Origin of the sequence: Streptomyces sp. UNOB3_S3 (genome assembly GCF_020740895.1) — a bacterium.
Taxonomy (GTDB): Bacteria; Actinomycetota; Actinomycetes; order Streptomycetales; family Streptomycetaceae; genus Streptomyces.
In genome coordinates this window covers 1-22,122 of the sequence record NZ_JAILXP010000083.1, presented here as the reverse complement: position 1 = coordinate 22,122, position 22,122 = coordinate 1, and the positions used below count along the sequence as shown (strand labels likewise).

The following is a 22,122-nucleotide window of genomic DNA, read 5'->3' as shown; positions in this document are numbered from 1 at the left end:
CCCTCCCCCGGCTACCGCCGGGAGGTGCCCCCATCGCCCTGCGGGACGATTGCCCACAACCGGGGTGCCCGCAACGCGGGCCAGGCGCGGCACGCGGAGTTCGGTTCCCCGCAGCGCCAGCTGCGGCTCGCCCGTCGTGGCGGCAGAGGCCAGGAACGCGGGGTCCGCGCCCGGTGCGTCCGTATCCAGTAGTACGAAGCGGCCCGCGTGTTCGGACTGGGCCGAGCGCAGGAGGCCCCAGACCGTGGCGGCCGCCAGGTCGGTGACGTCCTCGTCGGCCGTCGTCGCCATCGCGCCGGACGTGACGACCGTCAGCGGGGTCTCCGTCAGCCGCTCGTCGGCCAGCCACTCCTGGACCAGGCCCAGTACGCGCAGCGCCGTGGCGTGGACGCTCGCCGGGACGTCGTCCGTGGGCTCGGCGGTCAGGGGCAGCAGCACGGTGTCGTAGCGCGTACCGGCCGCGACCGCTGTCGCGACGGCTGCCACGTCGGCGAACCCGTCGGGGTCCAGGACCGCGTACGCCGGGGTGGTCTCCCGCGCGGGGAGGGCGACCGGCGTCCAGTCCATGCGGAACAGCGCGTCGTGCGGGCGGGCCAGCGCGCCGGTGATGGCGGCGGCCGTCACCGGGCGGGTGCGCAGCGACTCGACGGAGGCGACGGGACGGCCGGAGAGGTCCGCCAGCCGGAGCGAGAGGGCGCCGTCGGCGACGGGCGTGATCCGCACCCGCAGGGCGGTGGCGCCCGTGGCGTACAGCCGCAGGCCCTGCCAGCGGTCCGCGAGGGCGCCGGCGGGGGCGGCCGCGTGGAGGGCCGCGTCGAGGAGCGCCGGGTGGAGGGCGAAGCCGTCGAGATCGGTGCCCTCGGGCAGCCGGATCTCGGCGAAGGTCTCCTCGCCCTGCCGCCAGGCGGCGGTCAGGCCCCGGAAGGCGGGGCCGTACGTCAGCCCGGCGGCGGCCAGCCGCTCGTACGCCTCCTCGGGCGCGAGCTCGTCGGCGCCCTGGGGCGGCCAGGTGGTGAGCTCGAAGGACTCGCCGGTGTCGGCGGGGGTCAGCGTGCCGTGGGCGTGGCGGGTCCACGGCACGTCGAGGCCGTCGGGGCGGGCGTGGACGGTGACGGTCCGGCGGCCCTCCGTGTCGGCGGGGCCGACGTGGGCCTGGAGCTGGAGGTCGCCCTTGTCCGGCACGGCCGGCGGGGCGTCCAGGGTGAAGTCCGCCAGGACGCTCGCGCCCAGTTCGTCGCCGGCGCGGACCGCCAGTTCGGCCAGGGCGGCCGACGGCACCACGGCCGTGCCCAGCACGCGGTGCTCGCCGAGCCAGCCGTGGGTGCGCAGCGAGATCCGGCCGGCGAACAGGGCCTCGTCGGCGCCCGCGACGGGCAGCGCCGCGCCCAGCAGCGGGTGCCCGGCGACGGCCAGGCCGAGCCCGGCGGCGTCGGCGGGACGCGCCGCCGACTCCACCCAGAAGCGCTGGTGCTGGAAGGCGTACGTGGGCAGGTCCACCCGGCGGGCGCCGGTGCCCTCGAAGAAGGCCCGCCAGTCCACGGGCGTCCCGTGGTTGTGCAGCCGGCCGAGGCCCTCGACGAGGGCGGCGGGCTCGGGGCGGCCGCGGCGCAGCAGCGCCACCGCCGCGCCGGGCTCGACCGTGTCCTGGACGAGCGCGGTCAGCACGCCGCCGGGGCCGGCCTCCACGAACGTGGTCACGCCGTGGTCGGCGAGGGCGCGGACGGCGTCCGCGAACCGCACGGCCTCGCGGACGTGGCGCACCCAGTAGTCGGGGGAGGTCAGTTCCTCGGCGGTGGCGAGGGTGCCCGTGAGGCCGGAGACGACCGGGATCGTGGGCGGGTGGTAGGTGAGGCCCTCGGCGACCTTGCGGAAGGCCGGCAGCATGGGCTGCATGTGCGGGGAGTGGAAGGCGTGGCTGACGGTGAGCCGCTTGGTCTTGCGGCCCTGCTCCTTCAGCCGCGCCGCGATCTCCTCGGCGGCGCCCTCGTCACCGGCGATGACGACGGCGGAGGGGCCGTTGACGGCCGCGATCGCGACCTCGTCCTCGCGGCCCGTGAGCAGCGGCAGCACCTCGTCCTCGGTCGCCTGGACGGCGATCATCGCGCCGCCGGCGGGCAGTTCCTGCATCAGCCGGCCGCGCGCGGCGACCAGCTCGGCCGCGTCCTCCAGGGAGAGCACCCCGGCCACGTGGGCGGCGGCGATCTCACCGATGGAGTGCCCGGCGAGGTAGTCGGGGCGCAGGCCCCAGGACTCGACGAGCCGGTAGAGGGCGACCTCGACGGCGAACAGCGCGGGCTGGGTGCAACCGGTGTCGTCCAGGCCGTCGCCGGAGGCGATCACGTCGCGGACCGGCCGCTCCAGCAGCGGGTCCAGGACGGCGGCCACCGCGTCGAAGGCCTCGGCGAAGACCGGGTACGCCGTGTACAGCTCCTGGCCCATGCCGGGGTGCTGGGCGCCCTGGCCGGTGAAGAGCACACCGGTCCTGCCCTTGCCGCGCGCGCCGAGCACGACGGCCGGGCTCTGCTCGCCCTCGGCCAGGGCGGTCAGGCCCGCCCGCAGCTCGTCCGCGTCGGCGCCGGTGACGACGGCCCGCTGCTCCAGCGCGGAGCGGGTGGTGGCCAGCGAATACGCCACGTCGAGCGGCGAGTTCGAGGGGGAGGCGGCCAGCAGCCGGCGGGCCTGCTCGCGCAGCGCCTCGGCACTCTTCGCGGACAGCAGCCACGGCAGGACGGGCTGGACGACCGGCTTCGCCGGGGCTTCGGCGGGCTCCTCGGCGGGGGCCTGCTCCAGGATCAGGTGGGCGTTGGTGCCGCTGACGCCGAAGGCGGAGACGGCGGCCCGGCGCGGCCGGCCGGCCTCGGGCCACGGACGCGCCTCGGTGAGCAGCTCGACGGCGCCCGACTCCCAGTCGACCATCGGGGTGGGCGTGTCGACGTGGAGGGTCCGGGGCAGCGTGCCGTGCTCCATCGCCTGGATCATCTTGATGACGCCGCCGACGCCCGCCGCGGCCACGGTGTGGCCGATGTTGGACTTCAGCGAACCCAGGTACAGCGGCCGGTCCTCGGGCCGGTCCTGGCCGTAGGTGGCGAGGAGGGCCTGCGCCTCGATGGGGTCGCCGAGCCGGGTGCCGGTGCCGTGCGCCTCGACGACGTCGACGTCGGCCGTGGTCAGCCGGGCGTTGGCGAGCGCCTGCCGGATGACGCGCTCCTGGGAGGGGCCGTTGGGCGCGGTCAGGCCGTTGGACGCGCCGTCCTGGTTGACGGCGGAGCCGCGGATCACCGCGAGGACCTTGTGCCCGTTCTTCCGCGCGTCCGACAGCTTCTCGACGAGCACCAGGCCGACGCCCTCGGACCACGAGGTGCCGTCGGCGGCCGCCGCGAAGGACTTGATGCGGCCGTCGGGGGCGAGGCCGCTCTGCCGGGAGAAGTCGACGAACCCGCCCGGCGTCGCCGTGATCGTCGAGCCGCCGGCCAGCGCCAGCGTCGACTCGCCCTGCCGCACCGACTGGACGGCCAGGTGGAGGGCGACCAGCGAGGACGAGCAGGCCGTGTCCACGGACAGCGCCGGGCCCTCGAAGCCGAAGGAGTAGGCGATCCGGCCGGAGGCCACGGAGTTGAGCTTGCTGGTCAGCAGATAGCCCTCGAACTCCTCGGGCCCGTCGAGCCCGAGGTAGCTCTGCTCGATGACGCCCGCGAAGACGCCGACCTGGCTGCCGCGCAGCCCGGCCGGGTCGATGCCGGCCTGCTCGAAGGTCTCCCACGCGGTCTCCAGCAGCACCCGCTGCTGGGGGTCCATCGCCTGCGCCTCGCGCGGGGAGATCCCGAAGAAGCCCGCGTCGAACTGGGCCGCGTCGTCGAGGAAGCCGCCCTCACGGGTGTAGGAGGTGCCGGGGGTGGCCGGGTCCGGGTCGTAGAGCCGCTCCAGGTCCCAGCCGCGGTCGGCGGGGAACGGCGAGATGCCGTCCACGCCGCCCTCGACCATCCGCCACAGGTCCTCCGGCGAACGCACCCCGCCGGGGAACCGGCAGGCCATGCCGACGATGGCGACGGGCTCCTGGGTGCCCGCCTCCAGCTCGGCCAGGCGCGCCCGCGCCTTCTTCAGATCGGCCGTCACCCATTTGAGGTACTCGACCAGCTTCTCTTCGTTGGAGGGTTGATTGGTCATGCTGAATCTCTCCTGGAGATACGGAAGTCGGTGAGCGCCCTCAGCCGGAGGAGCGGCCGAGCTCGTTGTCGATGAAGCTGAAGATGTCCTCGGCCGAGGCCGACTCCAGCTGGTCCGTGACGTCCTCCTCCGCGACCGCCGCCGTGGACTCGTTGAGCTTGGCGAGCAGTGTCTGGAGGCGTACGGAGACGGAGGCGCGGGCCGGGTCGTCGGCGGCCATGCCGGGCAGCAGCGCCTCCAGCCTGTCCAGCCCCGCCAGCACCGGGTGCGGCGCCTCGGCGCCGTCCGGGACGAGCTGGCGGAGCAGGAACGCGGTGAGCGCGGCGGAGGTGGGGTGGTCGAAGACCAGCGTCGCGGGCAGCCGGGTGCCGGCGGCCACCGTGAGCCGGTTGCGCAGCTCCACGGCCGTCAGCGAGTCGAAGCCCAGCTCCGAGAAGGCCCGTTCGGGCTCGATGCCCTGAGGGTCCGCGTGGCCCAGCACGGCCGCGACGGCGGTGCGCACCAGGTCCAGCACGACCGCCTCCCGCTCGGGGGCGGCGAGCTCCGCCAGCCGGTCGGCCAGCGACTCGGTCTGCTCGGTCTGCGACTGCGCGGTGCGCCGGGGCGCCGCGGTGCTCACGAGGGCGCGCAGCAGCGCGGGGACGTGCTCCTGGGCGCGTACGGCCGCAGCGCCGACGGGGGTGCCGACCAGGGCCGCGCTGTCGTGGGCGAGGGCCCGGTCGAACAGCGAGTGGCCCTCGGGGCGGGCGATGGGCCGGAAGCCGTCGCGGGCGAACCGGTTGAGGTCGGCCTCGTCCAGGTCCTTGTTGATGCCGCCGGGCACCGACCACAGGCCCCAGGCGAGGGACGTGCCGGGCAGCCCGTTGGCCCTGCGGTGCTCGGCGAGGGCGTCCAGGAAGGCGTTGGCGGCCGCGTAGTTGGCCTGGCCCGGGCCGCCGAGGACGCCGACGGCCGAGGAGAACAGCACGAACGCGGCGAGGTCCATCTCCTTCGTCAGCTCGTGGAGGTGCCAGGCCGCGTCCGCCTTGGGGCGGAGGACGGCCGAGAGCCGCTCGGGGGTGAGGGTGGGCAGCAGGCCGTTGTCGAGGACGCCCGCGGTGTGCACGACACCGGTCAGCGGGTGCTCGGCGGGGACCGTCGCCAGCAGCGCGGCGAGCGCCTCGCGGTCGGCGACGTCGCAGGCGGCGACGGTGACCTCGGCGCCCAGCGACTGGAGGTCGGTGACGACCTCGGCCAGCCCCTCGGTGGCGGCCCCGCTCCGGCTCGCGAGCAGCACCCGCGAGACGCCGTGCTCGGCCACCAGGTGGCGGGCGAACACCGCGCCCAGGGCGCCGGTGCCGGTGATCAGCACGGTGCCGTCGGTCCGCCACTCCGGGCGCTTCGGCTTGAACTCCGGCGCGAGCAGGCGCTGGAGCCTCGGCAGGAGCACCTTGCCGCCGCGCACGGCGGCCTGCGGCTCGCCGGAGGCGACGATCCCGGCCAGCAGCCCGGGGGTGTGGCTGCCGTCGGTGTCGACGACCACGAGGCGGTCGGGGGCCTCGGACTGGGCGGTGCGGACGAGTCCCCACAGGGCGGCCGCGCTGAGGTCGGTGATGTCCTCGCCGGTGGCGGTGGACGCACCGCCCTCGGTGAGGATCACCAGGGGGGTGGCCGCGAGGCGGTCCTCCGCCAGCCAGCGCTGGAGGAGTTCGAGGGTGCGGGCCGTCTCCGCGTGGACGGTCGCGGGCAGTCCGGCACCGCCGGACTGCGGCGGGAGGGGGGCTACGACCGCATCGACCGGCGTGCCCGACTCGATCGCCATGGCGACCTGGGCCGGGTCGAGGAAGCGCTGGGCCGCCAGGTCCTCGGACGTGTCGCCGAGCGCGCCCCACAGGGGGGTCTCCTCCGCCGGGGCGAGCCGGGCCGGGACCCAGTCGACGCGCAGCAGGGAGTCCCGGCCGGTGCTGTCGACGTGCGGGGTGAACTGCCCGTTGGGCACGTCGCGGAAGACGATCGACTCGACGGTGGCGACCGGCTCGCCCGCCATGTCGGTCAGCTCCAGCGCGACGCTGTTCGCGTCGAGCTCGGTCACCGTCGCCTTGACGGCCGTGGCGCCCGTGGCGTGGAGCCGGATGCCGTACCAGTCGGCGGGCACCGGGATGGTGCCGCCCACGGGGTCGGCGGCGCGGACCGGGACGGCCGCGTTCAGCAGGACGGGGTGGAGACCGTAGCGGCCCGCCTCCTCGTGGAGCTCCTCCGGGAGCTGGAACTCGATGGTCCTGCCCTTGCCCTCCGGTCGCGCGGCGGGCTCGGCGGTCTCCGGCAGGTAGTAGCCCTCGACGTGCATGGTCCAGGGCGCGTCGGGGGAGTCCGGCCGCGAGTACAGGCACAGGCAGCGGCGCTCGGAGTCGTCGTGGGTGCCCGCGCGCACCTGGAGCTGGAGGGTGCCGTCCTCGGGCAGCACCAGCGGCACCATCAGGTTGAGCTCGTCGACGACCGGGTAGCCGATCATGTCACCGGCGTGGACGGCCAGTTCGACGAGCGCGGACGCCGGCAGCACGGGCGAGCCGAGCACGACGTGGTCGGCGAGCCAGGGGTGGGTCTTCAGCGACAGCCGGCTGGCGAACAGCAGCTGGTTGGCGCCGGCCACGGTGATCGGCGAGCCGAGCACCGGGTGCTGCTTGCCGTCGGTGCCCGCGGCCACGCCGAACGGGTCGGTGGCGGTGGGCAGCTGCTCCAGCCAGAACCGCTGGTGCTGGAAGGCGTACGTAGGCAGGTCCACCCGGCGCGCGCCGGTGCCGGCGAACACGGCGGCCCAGTCCACGGCCGTGCCCCGGGCGTGCAGCTGACCGAGCGCGGCGAGGGCGGTGACCGCCTCCGGGCGGCCGGCGCGCAGCGCGGGCACGGCGGCGACGGCGTCCGTGACGGCGCCGGCGGCCATGGCCGTCAGCACCGGGTCGGGGCCCAGCTCCAGCAGCGTGGTGACGCCCTCGGCCTCCAGTACGCGGACGGCGTCCACGAAGCGGACGGCACCGCGCACCTGCCGCACCCAGTAGTCCGGGGTGCGCAGGTCGTCGCCGCCGGCGATCTGGCCGGTGAGGGTGGAGACGACGAGGATCTCCGGCGCGCGGTAGGTCAGGCCCGCCGCGACCGCCCGGAACTCCTCCAGCATCCCGTCCATGTGCGGGGAGTGGAAGGCGTGGCTGACGGTGAGCCGCTTGGTCTTGCGGCCCTGCTCCTTCAGCCGTGCCGCGACCTCCTCGGCCGCGTCCGCGTCGCCGGAGACCACCACGGCGTCCGGGCCGTTGACCGCCGCGATCGCGAGCCGGTCCTCCAGGCCCGTCAGCAGCGGCAGCACCTCCTCCTCGGCGGCCTGCACGGCGATCATCGCGCCGCCGCCGGGGAGCGCCTGCATCAGCTTCGCCCGCGCCGCGACGAGCTTCGCCGCGTCCGCCAGCGAGAGCACCCCGGCCACGTGGGCGGCCGTCAGCTCGCCGATGGAGTGCCCGGCGAGGAAGTCGGGCCGTACGCCCCACGATTCGACGAGCCGGTAGAGGGCGACCTCGACGGCGAACAGCGCGGGCTGGGTCCAGCCGGTGTCGTCCAGGCCGGCACCGGAGGCGATCACCTCACGGAGCGGCTTGCCCAGCAGCGGGTCCAGCTCGGCGGCCACCGCGTCGAAGGCCCCGGCGAAGGCCGGGAACGCCGTGTACAGCTCCTGGCCCATGCCGGCGCGCTGGGCGCCCTGGCCGGTGAAGAGGAAGCCCGTCCGGCCGCCGCCGCGCACCCCGGAGACGACGCCCGCGCCGGGCTCGCCCTCGGCCAGGGAACGCAGGGAGGCGACGAGCTCCGCGCGGCCGGTGCCGGTGACCACCGCACGGTGCTCCAGCGCCGAACGGCCCGTGGCCAGCGAGAAGGCGATGTCCGTGGGGGACGCGTCGGGGTTCGCCTCGACGCGGTCCAGGAGCCGGCGGGCCTGCGCGCGCAGCGCGTCGGGCGTGTGGCCGGACACCGGCCAGGGGACGGCGGGCAGTTCGGTCGTCACGACGGGCGCCTCGGGGGCCGTCGCGGCCGGGGCCGTGCCCTCGCCCTGCTCGCCGTCCTCGGCCGCCTGCTCGGGCGTCGCCTGCTCGATGATGACGTGGGCGTTGGTGCCGCCGAAGCCGAACGAGGAGACGGCGGCCCGGCGCGGCCGGTCCGTCTCGGGCCACTTGCGCTCCTCGGTGAGGAGCTCGATGGCGCCCGCCTCCCAGTCGACGTGCGGGGAGCGCTCGCCGAGGTGGAGGGTGCGGGGCAGCAGCCCGTGCTCGATGGCCTGCACCATCTTGATGACACCGCCCACACCGGCCGCCGCCTGCGCGTGGCCGATGTTGGACTTCAGCGAACCCAGGTACAGCGGCCGGTCCCCGGGCCGGTCCTGGCCGTAGGTGGCCAGCAGCGCCTGCGCCTCGATGGGGTCGCCCAGCGTCGTACCGGTGCCGTGCGCCTCGACGGCGTCGACGTCCGACGGCTTCAGGCCCGCGCTGGCCAGCGCCTGGCGGATGACGCGCTCCTGGGCCGGGCCGTTGGGGGCGGTCAGGCCGTTGGACGCGCCGTCCTGGTTGACGGCCGAGCCGCGCAGCACGGCCAGCACGTGGTGGCCGTTCTTCCGGGCGTCGGAGAGCCGCTCGACGAGCAGCAGGCCCACGCCCTCGGCCCAGCCGGTGCCGTCGGCGGCCGCCGCGAAGGACTTGCAGCGGCCGTCGGCGGCCAGGCCGCGCAGCCGGGAGAACTCGATGAACGCCACCGGCGTGGACATCACGGTCGCGCCGCCCGCGAGCGCCAGGTCGCACTCGCCGCGCCGCAGCGCGCCCGCCGCCAGGTGGAGGGTCACCAGCGAGGACGAGCAGGCGGTGTCGACGGTCACGGCCGGGCCTTCCAGCCCGTAGCTGTAGGCGAGCCGCCCGGAGGCGATGGAGCCCGCGCTGCCGCTGAACAGATAGCCCTCGAAGCCCTCCGGGGGGAGGTTCGGCCGGGAGCCGTAGTCGTTGTACATCACGCCGGTGAAGACACCGGTGCGGCTGCCCTTGAGGGTGGCCGGGTCGATGCCGGCCCGCTCGAAGGTCTCCCACGCGGTCTCCAGCAGCAGCCGCTGCTGGGGGTCGGCGGCGAGCGCCTCGCGCGGCGACATCCCGAAGAACGCCGGGTCGAAGAGGTCGGCGTCGTGGAGGAAGCCGCCCTCGCGGGAGTAGGACTTGCCGACCTGCTCCGGGTCCGGGTCGTAGAGGCCGTCCACGTCCCAGCCGCGGTTGGCGGGGAACTCGGAGACGGCGTCGACACCGTCCTCGACCAGCTTCCACAGGTCCTCGGGCGAGGTCACCCCGCCCGGGTAGCGGCAGGCCATGCCCACGATGGCGATGGGCTCCTGGTCCTTGCTCTCCACCTCGCGCAGCCGCTTGCGGGCGTCCCGGGCGTCGGCGATGGCCCGCTTGAGGTATTCGCGGAGTTTTACCTCGTCAGCCACGTGTGTTCAGCTCCTGGTGAGTACGTTCGGCAACTACTGGTGATGGCCGGGTGGGGTGCGGGCCGGTCATTCGAGACCGTCGAACAGGGCGAAGAGCTCCTCGTCGCTGGCCGCGTCGAGGTCGGCGTTGTCGTCCTCCTCCGCCGCGGGTGCGGCGCCGGCCGCCTCCGCGGCCTCCAGCAGCTCCCGCAGCCGGGCGGTGATCCGGGCGCGGTCGTCCTCGCCCGTGGCCGCCGCCGACTCGATCGCCGACCGCAGGCCGTCCAGCCCCGCCAGCACGGGTTCGGCCGGCGAGACCTCCTCCACGACCAGCTGGTCCTGGAGGTGGGCGGCGAGCGCGGCCGGGCTCGGGTGGTCGAAGACCAGGGTCGTCGGCAGCCGCAGGCCGGTGGCCTTGTTGAGGAGGTTGCGCAGCTCCACGGCGGTCAGCGAGTCGAAGCCCAGGTCCGAGAAGGCCCGGTCGGCGGTGACGCCGCTCGCGTCGGAGTGGCCCAGCACCTGCGCCACCTGCGCCCGGACGAGGTCGGTCAGGACCCGGCCCCGCTCCAGCGGCGACAGGGCCGCCAGCCGCTCGGTGAGCGACGGCCCGGCGTCCGCGCCGCCGCCCGGGGCGGCCGCCGCGCGCCTGGCGGGCGTCCGCACCATGCCGCTCAGCAGCACCGGCGGCTCGCCGCGCCGCAGCGCGGCCGTGTCCAGCCGGGTGACCGCCAGGACGGCCTCACCGGTGGCGGGCGCCGCGTCGTACAGCTCCATGGCCTCCTTGGCGTTCAGCGGCAGCAGCCCGGAGCGGGCCAGGCGGCGCAGGTCCGCCTCCGCCAGATGCCCGGCGATGGAGCTGGTGTCCGCCCACAGGCCCCAGGCGAGGGACGTGCCGGGCAAGCCGTTGGCCCTGCGGTGCTCGGCGAGGGCGTCCAGGAAGGTGTTGCCCGCCGCGTAGTTGGACTGGCCGGCCGTGCCGAGGAGACCGGCGACGGAGGAGTAGAGGACGAACGCGGAGAGGTCCGGCAGGTCCTTGGTGAGCTCGTGGAGGTTCCAGGCCGCGTCGATCTTCGGGCGCAGGACCGTGGTCAGCTGCTCGGGCGTCATCTGGGCGATGACACCGTCCTCCAGCACGCCCGCCGTGTGCACCACGGCCGTGAGCGGGTGCTCGGCCGGGATGCCCGCGATCACGTCCGCGAGCGCGGCGCGGTCGACGACGTCGACGGCGGCGAGCGTCACGGTGGCGCCCAGCTCGGTCAGCTCCTCGCGCAGCTCGGCCGCCCCGGGGGCGTCGGCGCCGCGCCGGCTGAGCAGCAGCAGGTGGCGTGCGCCGTGCTGGGTGACCAGGTGACGGGCGAGGATGCCGCCGAGGGCGCCGGTGGCGCCGGTGACGAGGGTGGTGCCGTGGTACCCGGCGGGGCCCGCCTCCTCCTTCGCGCCTTCGGCACGGGCCAGGCGCGGGACGAGGACGGCCTCGCCGCGGATCGCGAGCTGGGGCTCGGCGGTGGCGACGGCGGCCGCCAGCTGCTCCCCGGTCGCGGTGCCGTCGGCGTCGACGATGCCGATCCGGCCCGGGTTCTCCGTCTGCGCGGAGCGGAGGAGGCCCCAGACGCCGGCGTGGGGGAGGTTGGTGACGTCCTCCTCGCCGGCGGCGACGGCGTTGTTCGTGATGACGACGAGCCTCGACTCGGAGAGGCGGTCGTCCGCCAGCCACGTGCGGGTCAGTTCCAGGATGGCCTGGAGGGCGGTGTGGGCCTGCTCGGCGGTGTCGCCGTCGCCGCCACCCGTGACAGGGGCGAGGACGACGGCGGGGGCCGTCGTGCCCTCGTCCAGCGCCGCGATGAGGGCGGCGAGGTCCGGGTACGTCGTGGTGCCGGTCGTGAGCGGTGCGGCGCCGTCGTGGAGTTGTGCCCACCCGTCCCGCCCTGCGGGACGATTGCCCACAACGGGTGTCCAGGTGACCTTGAGGAGGCCGTCCTGTGCCGCGTTGCCCGCCGCGCGGAGGGCTTCCTTCGAGAGGGGGCGGAGGGTCAGGGACTCGACCGTCGCCACGGGCTGGCCCGCGCCGTCGGCGACGGTCAGGGCGGCCAGGAGCGTGGTGGGCTCCGGGGACTCCAGCGAGAGGCGCACCTGCAGCACCGTGGCGCCCGTCGCGTGGACGGTCGCGCCGGACCAGGAGAACGGCAGCCACGAGGGGCCGTCCGCCGTGGCCACGCCGGGCAGCAGCGTGTGCAGCGCGGCGTCCAGCAGCGCCGGGTGGAGGGCGAACGCGCCGGCGTCGGCGCGCAGTTCCTCCGCCAGGGCCACCTCGGCGTACAGCTCGTTCTCGCCCTGCCAGACGCGGCGCAGGCCCTGGAAGGCCGGGCCGTAGCCGTAGCCCTGGTCGGCGAGCCGGTCGTAGACGCCGTCGAGCGGCACCTCCGTGGTTCCGGCCGGCGGCCAGACCACCAGGTCGGCCGGGGCGGCCCGGCCGGTGGTGAGGGTGCCGGAGGCGTGGAGGGTCCAGGAGCGGTCGGCGTCGCCGTCGTCGGGCCGAGAGTGGATCTCGACGGTCCGCAGGCCCTGCCCGTCGGCCGCGCCGACGGCCAGCTGGAGCTGGACGGCGCCGCGCTCGGGCAGCACCAGCGGCGCGGCCAGGGTCAGTTCCTCCAGCGAGTCGCTGCCCGCCTGCTCGCCGGCGCGCAGCGCCAGCTCCAGCAGCCCCGTGCCGGGCAGCAGCACCGAGCCCAGGACGGCGTGGTCGGCCAGCCAGGGGTGGGTGGTGCGGGAGACCCGGCCGGTGAAGACGTACTCGTCGCGCTCGGCGAGCTGGACGGCGGCACCCAGCAGCGGGTGGTCCGCCGCGCCCAGGCCCAGCCCGGCCGCGCCGCCGCCGGCCGAGGCCGGGGCGTCGAGCCAGTACCGCTGGTGGCGGAAGGCGTAGGTGGGCAGCGCGACCCGCCGGGCGCCGGGGAAGACGGCCGGCCAGTCGGTGCGCACGCCCCGCGCGATGAGCTGGGCGAACGCGGCCGCGGCCGTACGGTCCTCGGGGCGGCCCCGGCGCAGCGCCGGGGTGAGCGAGGCGGCCTCGCCGGTCAGGCTCTCCTGGACGAGGGCGGTGAGCACCCCGTCCGGGCCGAGCTCCAGCCAGTCGGTGACGCCCTGCTCCTCCAGGTACCGCACGCCGTCCAGGAAGCGGACGGCCTGGCGGATGTGGCGGGCCCAGTAGTCGGGGGAGGTCAGCTCCTCGGTGGTGGCGAGGGTGCCGGTGACGTTGGAGACGACCGGGATGCGCGGGGCGTGGAAGGTGAGCCCGGCCGCGACGGCCCGGAACTCGTCCAGCACGTCCGCCATGTGCGGGGAGTGGAAGGCGTGGCTGACGGACAGCCGCTTGGTCTTGGCGCCGCGTTCGCGCCAGAGGGCCACCAGCTCCTCGACGGCGTCCTCGTCCCCGGAGATCACGGTGGAGGTGGGGCCGTTGACGCCGGCGATCGCCACGCGCTCGCCGGTGCCGTGGGCGTCGAGGGTCGCGAGGACGTCCTCCTCCGTGGCCTGGATCGCGGCCATCGCGCCGCCGTCGCGGGCGGCCTGCATCAGCCGGCCGCGCTCGGCGACGAGGTGGCAGGCGTCCGCGAGGTCGAGCACCCCGGCCAGGTGGGCCGCGGTGACCTCGCCGATGGAGTGGCCGAGGAGGTAGTCGGGGGTCAGCCCGTGGTGCGCGGCGAGCCGGAACAGGGCGGTCTCCACGGCGAACAGTGCCGCCTGCGTGAAGACCGTCATGTTCAGCAGGGCCGCGTCCGGGGAGCCCTCGGCGGCGAACAGCACGTCCTTCAGCGGGCGCGGCAGTTCGGTGTCGAGGTGGGCGCAGGCCTCGTCCAGGGCGGCGGCGAAGACCGGCGAGGAGGCGTAGAGCTCACGGCCCATGCCCAGGCGCTGGGAGCCCTGCCCGGTGAAGAGGAACGCGGTCTTCCCGCGCCGGCCGCCGGTGGCCCGGACGACGGCGGGGAAGGACTCGCCGTTGGCCAACGCTTCCAGCCCGGCGAGGAGTTCGTCCCGGTCGGTGCCGATGACGGCCGCCCGGTGCTCGTGGAGGGCACGGGTGGTGGCCAGGGACCAGCCGATGTCGGCGGGCGCCAGTTCGGGGTGGGCGACGGCGTGGGCGCGCAGCCGCTCGGCCTGGGCCCGCACGGCCTCCTCGCTGCGGCCGGAGACCAGCCACGGCAGGGGGCCGCCGTCGGCCGGGCGCTCCGTCGCCGTCTCCTCGGCGGTGGCGGGCCGCTCGATGATGACGTGGGCGTTGGTGCCGCTGATGCCGAAGGAGGAGACCGCCGCGCGGCGCGGACGGCCCGCGTCGGGCCACGCCCGCTCCTCGGTGAGCAGCTCGATGGCACCGGCCTCCCAGTCGACGTGCGGGGAGCGCTCGCCGGCGTGGAGGGTGCGCGGCAGCGTGCCGTGCTCCATCGCCTGGATCATCTTGATGATGCCGCCGACGCCCGCCGCGGCCTGCGAGTGGCCGATGTTGGACTTCAGCGAGCCGAGGTAGAGCGGGCGGTCCTCGGGGCGGTCCTGGCCGTAGGTGGCGAGCAGGGCCTGTGCCTCGATGGGGTCGCCCAGGGTCGTACCGGTGCCGTGGGCCTCCACCGCGTCCACGTCGGACGGCTGGAGACCGGCGTTGGCCAGCGCCTGGCGGATGACGCGCTCCTGGGCCGGGCCGTTGGGGGCGGTCAGGCCGTTGGACGCGCCGTCCTGGTTGACGGCGGAACCGCGCAGCACCGCGAGCACCTGGTGCCCGTTGCGCTCGGCGTCGGAGAGCCGCTCGACGAGCAGCAGACCCACGCCCTCGGCCCAGCCGGTGCCGTCGGCGTCGGCGGAGAAGGACTTGCAACGGCCGTCGGGCGAGAGCCCGCGCTGCCGGCTGAACTCGACGAAGACGTGCGGTCCGGCCATCACGGTCACACCGCCCGCCAGCGCCAGGTCGCACTCGCCCGAGCGCAGCGCGTTCGCCGCCAGGTGCAGGGCGACCAGCGAGGACGAGCAGGCGGTGTCCACGGTCACGGCCGGGCCCTCCAGCCCGTACGTGTAGGACAGCCGGCCCGAGACGACGCTGGAGAGGTTGCCCGCGAGCAGGAAGCCCTCGAACTCCTCGGGGGTGCCGGCCAGCCGGGACGCGTAGTCGTCGTACATGGCGCCGGTGAACACACCGGTGTTGGAACCGCGCACGGTGGCCGGGTCGATGCCGGCGCTCTCGAAGGTCTCCCACGCGGTCTCCAGCAGCATCCGGTGCTGCGGGTCGGTCGCGGTGGCCTCGCGCGGCGAGATGCCGAAGAACTCCCGGTCGAACAGGTCGGCGTCGTGGAGGAAGCCGCCGTGACGGACGTAGGAGCTGCCGGTCTTCTCCGGGTCCGGGTCGAAGAGCGTGTCGAGGTCCCAGCCGCGGTTGACGGGGAACTCGCTGATGGCGTCCACACCGTCGGCCACCAGGCGCCACAGGCCCTCGGGCGAGGTGACCCCGCCCGGGTAGCGGCAGGCCATGCCGACGATCGCGATCGGGTCGTCGTCGCCGGTGGCGGCGGTGGAACGGACCGCCTTGACGACGGCCTTGCCGCCACCGCTCTCCGCCACCTTGGAGAGCAGGAACGCGGCGAGCGCGGCCGGCGAGGGGTGGTCGAAGACGGCGGTGGTCGGCAGCCGCAGACCGGTGGTGGCGTTGAGCCGGTTGCGCAGCTCCACGCCGGAGAGGGAGTCGAAGCCGAGCTCCTTGAAGGCCCGTTCGGGATCGACGGTGGTGGCGTTCGCGTGGCCGAGCACGGCGGCGACGACGCCGCGCACGAGCTCGGTCACCGCGCCCGCGCGCTCGCCCTCGGGCAGCGCCGCGATCGACTGCGCCCAGTCCCCGCCGCCCTGCCCGGCACCGGCCGCCGCGCGGGCGGTACGGCGCGGGGCGCGGGTACGGACGAGTCCGCGCAGCATCGTGGGGGGCTGCTCCGCGGCCGCGAACGTCGCGAGGTTCAGCGCGGCCGGCACGTACAGGGGCTCGCCGCCCGCGAGGGCCGCGTCGAACAGGGCGAGGCCCATGGCCGGGGTGAGCGGCGAGACGCCGGCCCGCGTCCAGCGGGCCAGGTCGGCCTCGCCGAGCGTGCCGCCCATGCCGTGGGTGGCGTCCCACAGACCCCAGGCGAGGGAGGTCGCGGACAGGCCGTTGGCCTTGCGGTGCGCGGCGAGGGCGTCCAGGTAGGTGTTCGCGGCCGCGTAGTTGGCCTGGCCGGCGGTGCCGGTGATGCCGGAGACGGAGGAGAAGAGGACGAACGCGGCGAGGTCCATCTCCTTCGTCAGCTCGTGGAGATGCCGGGCGGCGTCCACCTTGGGGCGCAGCACGGTGTCGAGCTGCTCCTCGGTGAGGGCGGCGATCGTCGCGTCGTCGAGGACACCGGCGGTGTGGATGACGCCGGTCAGCGGGTGGGTGTTGTCGACCTGCGCGAGGAGGGCCGCGACCGCGTCGCGGTCGGCCGCGTCGGCGGCGGCGACGGTGACCTCCGCGCCGAGGGCGTTGAGCTCGGCGACGAGCTCCTTGGCGCCGGGGGTCGCGGCGCCGCGGCGGCTGCTCAGAAGGAGGTGGCGAATGTTGTGCTCTGCCACCAAGTGGCGAGCGAACAGTGCGCCGAGGCCACCGGTGCCGCCCGTGATGAGGACGGTGCCGTCGGCGTCGAGTGCCCCTGCGGGCCGGTGGTCGGGTTGTGCCCACCCGTCCCGCCCTGCGGGACGATTGCCCACAACCGGGTCGCTGCCCTCGGGGTCCGGGGCGGAGCCCCGGGAATCGGGAAGGGGCGGGACCGGGGCTCCCTCCGCTCGTGCCAGCCTCGGCACCCGCAGTTCGCCGCCCCGTAGCGCCAGCTGAGGCTCGCCCGTGGCGATGGCCGACGCGAGCAGCGCGTCGTCGTCCGCGTCCACCAGGACGAAACGACCCGGGTGCTCCGACTGTGCCGCCCGCACCAGGCCCCACACCGGGGCCGAGTCGAGGCCGGCCACGCCCTCCTCGCCAACGGCTATCGCGTTGCGCGTGACGAACACCAGCCGCGAGCCCTCCAGCCGCTCGTCCGCCAGGAACGCCCGCACGAGGCGCAGCGCGTGCCGGACGTCCGCCGGGCGGGCGACGACGACCTCGGCCGCCGGGAGCTCGTCCCCGGACGCCTCCGCCCAGGTGACGCCGGAGCCGTCGGCCGCGGCGACGGTCGGCCACTCCACCACGAACAGCGCGTCCGGCCCGGAAGCCTTCGGCGCGAGCTTGGCCTTGTCCACCGGCCGCAGCGTCAGGGAGCCGACCGAGGCGACGGCCTCACCCGCCCCGTCCGCCAGCTCGATGGCGACCGTGTCCGTTCCCACGGGCGAGATCCGCACCCGCAGCTCCGCCGCCCCGGCCGCGTACAGCGCGATGTCGTTCCACGCGAACGGCAGCCGGATCCGCTCCGGCGCCGACGGGTCGGCGGCGTCCAGCACCAGCGGGTGGAGGACCGCGTCGAAGAGCGCCGGGTGGAGGGCGAAGCCGTCGAGGTCGGTGCCCTCGGGCAGCCGGACCTCCGCGTAGACGTCGTCCCCCGCGCGCCAGACGGCCTTGAGGCCCTGGAAGACGGGCCCGTAGCCGTAGCCGAGGGCGGCCAGCCGCTCGTAGACGTCCGTCAGCGGCTCGGCGACCGCGCCCGCCGGCGGCCACGCGGCGAGCGGCGCGGCGGTGGGCGCGGCCGGCGTCGGCGCCGGGGCGAGGGTGCCGGCGGCGTGGAGGGTCCACGGCTGCGGCTCGTCGCCAACAGCCGTCTCGGCGCGGGCGTGGATGGTGAACGGGCGGCTGCCGGACGCCTCGGCCGCCGCGACGGCGACCTGGACGCGGACCGCGCCGCGCTCGGGCAGGACGAGCGGCGCCCGCAGGGTGAGCTCCTCGACCTGGCCCGTGCCGGCCCGGTCGCCCGCGGCGACGGCCAGCTCGATGAAGGCCGTGGCGGGGACGAGCACGGTGCCGCTGATGGCGTGGTCGGCCAGCCACGGGTGGGTGGCGAGCGAGAGGCGGCCGGCGAGCAGCAGGTCCTCGCGGTCGGCGAGTTCGACGGCGGTGGCCAGCAGCGGGTGGCCGGCCATGTCCAGGCCGAGGCCGCGCGCGTCGGCGGCGGGCCGGGCCGCGAGCCAGTAGTGGGCGCGCTGGAAGGCGTACGTGGGCAGGTCGGTGGCCGTGCCGCCGGGGAAGAACGACGCGGCGTCCAGGGACGCGCCGACGGCGTGCGCCTGGGCGAGCCCGGCGATGAGGGTCTCCGCCTCGGGGCGGCCCTTGCGCAGCAGGGCGACGGCCGTCGCGCCCTCCCCGGTCAGGGAGTTGCGCGCCAGTGCCGTCAGCACGGCGTCGGGGCCGAGCTCGACGAACACGGTGGCGCCCTGCTCCTCCAGCGCCCGTACGGCGTCGGCGAAGCGCACGGCGCCCCGGATCTGGTTCACCCAGTAGTCGGGCGTGGCGAGCTCGCCCGGCTCGGCCGGGCGGCCGGTGACGGTGGAGACGACCGGCAGCGCGGGCTCGTGGAAGGTCAGGCCCGCCGCGACCGTGCGGAACTCCTCCAGCACGTCGTCCATGTGCGGCGAGTGGAAGGCGTGGCTGACGGTGAGCCGGTGGGTCTTGCGGCCCTGCTCGCGCAGGGTCGCGGCGACGGCCTCGGCGACGGTCTCGTCACCGGAGATCACCACGGCGTCGGGGCCGTTGACGGCGGCGACGGACACGGCGTCCTCGTGGCCCGCGAGCAGAGGCAGCACCTCGTCCTCGGTGGCCTGGACGGCGATCATCGCGCCGCCGGAGCGGGCGGACTGCATCAGCCGGCCGCGCGCGGCCACCAGCTCGGCGGCGTCCGCCAGCGAGAGCACCCCGGCGACGTGGGCGGCGGCGAGTTCGCCGATGGAGTGACCGGCGAGCAGGTCGGGGGTGGCCCCGTGGTGCTCCAGCAGCCGGAAGAGGGCCACCTCGATCGCGAACAGGGCGGGCTGGGTGTAGCGGGTCTCGTGTAGCAGGGCGGCGTCCTCGCCGCCCTCCTCCGCGAAGACGAGCTCGGCCAGCGGCCGCTCCAGGTGCTTGTCGAGCTCGGCGGCGACCGCGTCGAAGGCGGCGGCGAACACCGGCTGACCGGCGTGGAGTTCACGCCCCATGCCGACCCGCTGGGCGCCCTGTCCGGTGAAGAGGAACGCGGTGCGGCCCGCGCGGGCGGCGCTGCCGGTCACCACGTTGCCGGCGTCCACGCCCTGGGCGAGCGCGCCCAGCCCGGCGAGGAACTCCTCGTTCGTCCGGCCGGTCACCACGGCCCGCCGCTCGAAGGCGGTACGGGCGGTGGCCAGCGAGAAGCCGACGTCGGCGGGGTGGGCGCCGGTGTCGGCGACCAGCTCCCGCAGCCGGCCGGCCTGCTCGCGCAGGGCGGCCTCGTCGCGGGCGGTGAGCACCCAGGGGGCGCGGACGGTGAGGTCGCCGGCGCCGAGGGCGCGGGGCGCCTCGTCGGCCTGCTCGATGACGACGTGGGCGTTGGTGCCGCTGATGCCGAAGGAGGAGATCGCGGCGCGGCGCGCCCGGCCCGCGTCGGGCCACTCGCGCTGCTCGGTGAGCAGCTCCACGGCCCCGGCGGTCCAGTCGACGTGGCTGGTGGGCGTATCGACGTGGAGGGTCCGGGGGAGCACTCCGTGCCGGATGGCCTCCACCATCTTGATCAGGCCGCCGACGCCGGCGGCCGCCTGGGCGTGGCCGATGTTGGACTTCAGCGAGCCCAGGTACAGCGGTGCCTCGCGGTCGGCGCTGCCGTAGGTGGCGAGCAGCGCCTCGGCCTCGATGGGGTCGCCGAGCTTGGTGCCGGTGCCGTGCGCCTCGACGGCGTCGACGTCGGCGGGGGTGAGCCGGGCGTCGGCCAGGGCCTGGCGGATGACGCGCTGCTGCGAGGGGCCGTTGGGGGCGGTGAGGCCGTTGGAGGCGCCGTCCTGGTTGATGGCGGTGCCCCGGATGACGGCGAGGACCTTGTGGCCGTTCTTCCGGGCGTCGGAGAGCCGCTCGACGAGGAGCAGGCCCACGCCCTCGGCCCAGGAGGTGCCGTCGGCGGCCTCGGCGAAGGACTTGGAGCGGCCGTTCGCGGCGAGGCCGCGCTGGCGGGAGAACTCCACGAACATGCCCGGCGAGGACATCACGGTCGCGCCACCGGCGATGGCGAGCGTCGACTCGCCCGAGCGCAGCGAGCGCACGGCCATGTGGAGGGCGACGAGCGAGGAGGAGCAGGCGGTGTCGACGGTGACGGCGGGGCCGACGAGGCCCAGCTGGTAGGCGATGCGGCCGGACATCACGCTGGAGGTGGTGCCGGTGAGCAGGTGGCCCTCGACGCTCTCGGGCGCCTCGTGCATCCGCGGGCCGTAGTCGAGGGCGGTGGCGCCGACGAACACGCCGGTGCGGGTGCCCTTGAGGCGCTCGGAGTCCAGGCCGGCCCGCTCGACGGCCTCCCAGGCGGTCTCCAGCAGCAGCCGCTGCTGGGGGTCCATGGCGAGGGCCTCGCGGGGGGAGATGCCGAAGAAGCCGGCGTCGAAGTGCGCGGCCTCGTGGAGGAAGCCGCCCTCGCGGACGGAGCTCTTGCCGTTGGCGCCCGGGTCGAGGTCGTGGAGGTCCTCGTCCCAGCCGCGGTCGGTGGGGAAGCCGGAGACGGCGTCCACGCCGCCCTCGACGAGCTTCCACAGGTCCTCGGGGGAGGCGACGCCGCCGGGGTAGCGGCAGGCCATGCCGATGATGGCGATGGGCTCGCCCTCCGCGCCCGCCACGGCCAGGTCGTCGTCCTGCCCGGCGGCGCCGGTGAGCTCGGCCTCCAGGTGGGCGGCGAGGGCCTCGGGGGTGGGGTGGTCGAAGAGGAGGCCGCTGGGCAGTCGCAGCCCGGTGGCCTCGGCGAGGGCGGTGCGCAGCTCCACGGACATCAGGGAGTCGAAGCCCAGGTCCTTGAAGGGCGAGCGGGACTCGACGCGGCGGCCCGGCCCGTACTCCAGGACGGCGGCGACGTGCGCCCCGACCAGCTCGGTCACGGCGCGGCGGCGCTCGGCCTCGGACAGCCCGGCGAGCCGGGCCCCGAGCTCGCCCCGGGGGGCGCGCGACGCCTTTTCCGTCGTGGTGGTGGAGGCGAGCGCGGCGACGGAGCGGCCCACGCCGTCGAGCCAGTACCGCTCGCGCTGGAAGGCGTACGTGGGCAGGGGCACCCGTACGGCGCCGGCGCCCTCGAAGGCGGTGGCCCAGTCGACGGAGGTGCCGCGCACGGAGAGCGTGGCGAGCGCGGCCAGCAGGGTCTGGGGCTCGCTGCGGCCCTTGCGGAGCGCCGGCACGGAGGCGGCGACGGAGGCGTCCCGCAGGGACTCGGCGACCATCGCGGAGCAGACGCCGTCGGGGCCCAGCTCCAGGAAGGTGGTGACGCCCGCGTCCTCCAGGGCGCGGGTGGCGTCGGCGAAGCGCACCGGGCGGGAGACGTGCTCCACCCAGTAGTCGGGGGACGTCCACAGGCCGTCGGCGATGACCTCGCCGGTGACGGTGGAGACGGCCGCGATGCGCGGCTCGTGGAAGGTCAGCCCCTCGACGACCGTGCGGAACTCCGCCAGCATCGGGGCCATCAGCGGCGAGTGGAAGGCGTGGCTGACGGTGAGCCGCTTGGTCTTGCGACCCTCCTCGCGCAGGGTCGCGGCGATCCCCTCGGCCACGTCCTCGGCGCCGGCGATCACCACGGAGCGCGGGCCGTTGACGGCGGCGACGGCCACCGTGTCCTCGTGGCCCGCGAGCAGCGGCAGCACCTCGTCCTCGGTGGCCTGGACGGCGATCATCGCGCCGCCGGCGGGGAGTTCCTGCATCAGCCGGCCGCGCGCGGCGATCAGCGCGGCGGCGTCGGCCAGCGAGAGCACGCCCGCGACGTGCGCGGCGGCGACCTCGCCGATGGAGTGCCCCGCCAGGTAGTCGGGGCGCACGCCCCAGGACTCCACGAGCCGGAACAGGGCGACCTCGACGGCGAACAGCGCGGGCTGCGTCCAGCGGGTCTCGTCCAGGCCCTCGCCGCTCGCGATCACCTCGCGCAGCGGGCGCGGCAGGTGGGCGTCGAGGGCGGCGCACACCTCGGCGTAGGCGGCGGCGAAGACGGGGAAGACCCGGGCCAGTTCCTCGCCCATGCCGGCGCGCTGGGCGCCCTGGCCGGTGAAGACCACGCCCAGCAGGCCGGGCTGGACGGTGCCGGAGATCAGGCCCTGCGCGGGGACGCCGGAGGCGAGCGCGTCCAGGCCCGCGAGCAGCGCGTCCCGGTCCTCGCCGAGGACGACGGCGCGGTGGTCGAAGACGGTCCGGGAGGAGATCAGCGACCAGCCGATGTCGGAAGGAGAGACCGACTCCTCGCCGCGCACGGCGGCGGCCAGCCGCGCGGCCTGCGCGGAGAGCGCCTCGGGGCCGCGCGCGGAGATCGTCCAGGGGGTGACGACCGGGGCGTCGCCCGGCTCGGGGCGGGCGA

General features: G+C 75.7%; 2 protein-coding genes and 1 pseudogene. All 3 read right to left on the bottom strand.

The annotated features are described in order from the left end of the window. On the bottom strand, nucleotides 1-4,134 hold a 4,134-nt coding region (locus K6I33_RS12075), incomplete at its 3' end, for a type I polyketide synthase (protein WP_374284139.1). Between the two features lie 70 nt (nucleotides 4,135-4,204). After that, nucleotides 4,205-9,607, bottom strand: a pseudogene (locus K6I33_RS36305) (SDR family NAD(P)-dependent oxidoreductase); the annotation flags it as partial. A gap of 105 nt (nucleotides 9,608-9,712) precedes the next feature. Next, on the bottom strand, nucleotides 9,713-22,122 hold a 12,410-nt coding region (locus K6I33_RS12065; RefSeq protein WP_238491501.1), incomplete at its 5' end, for a type I polyketide synthase.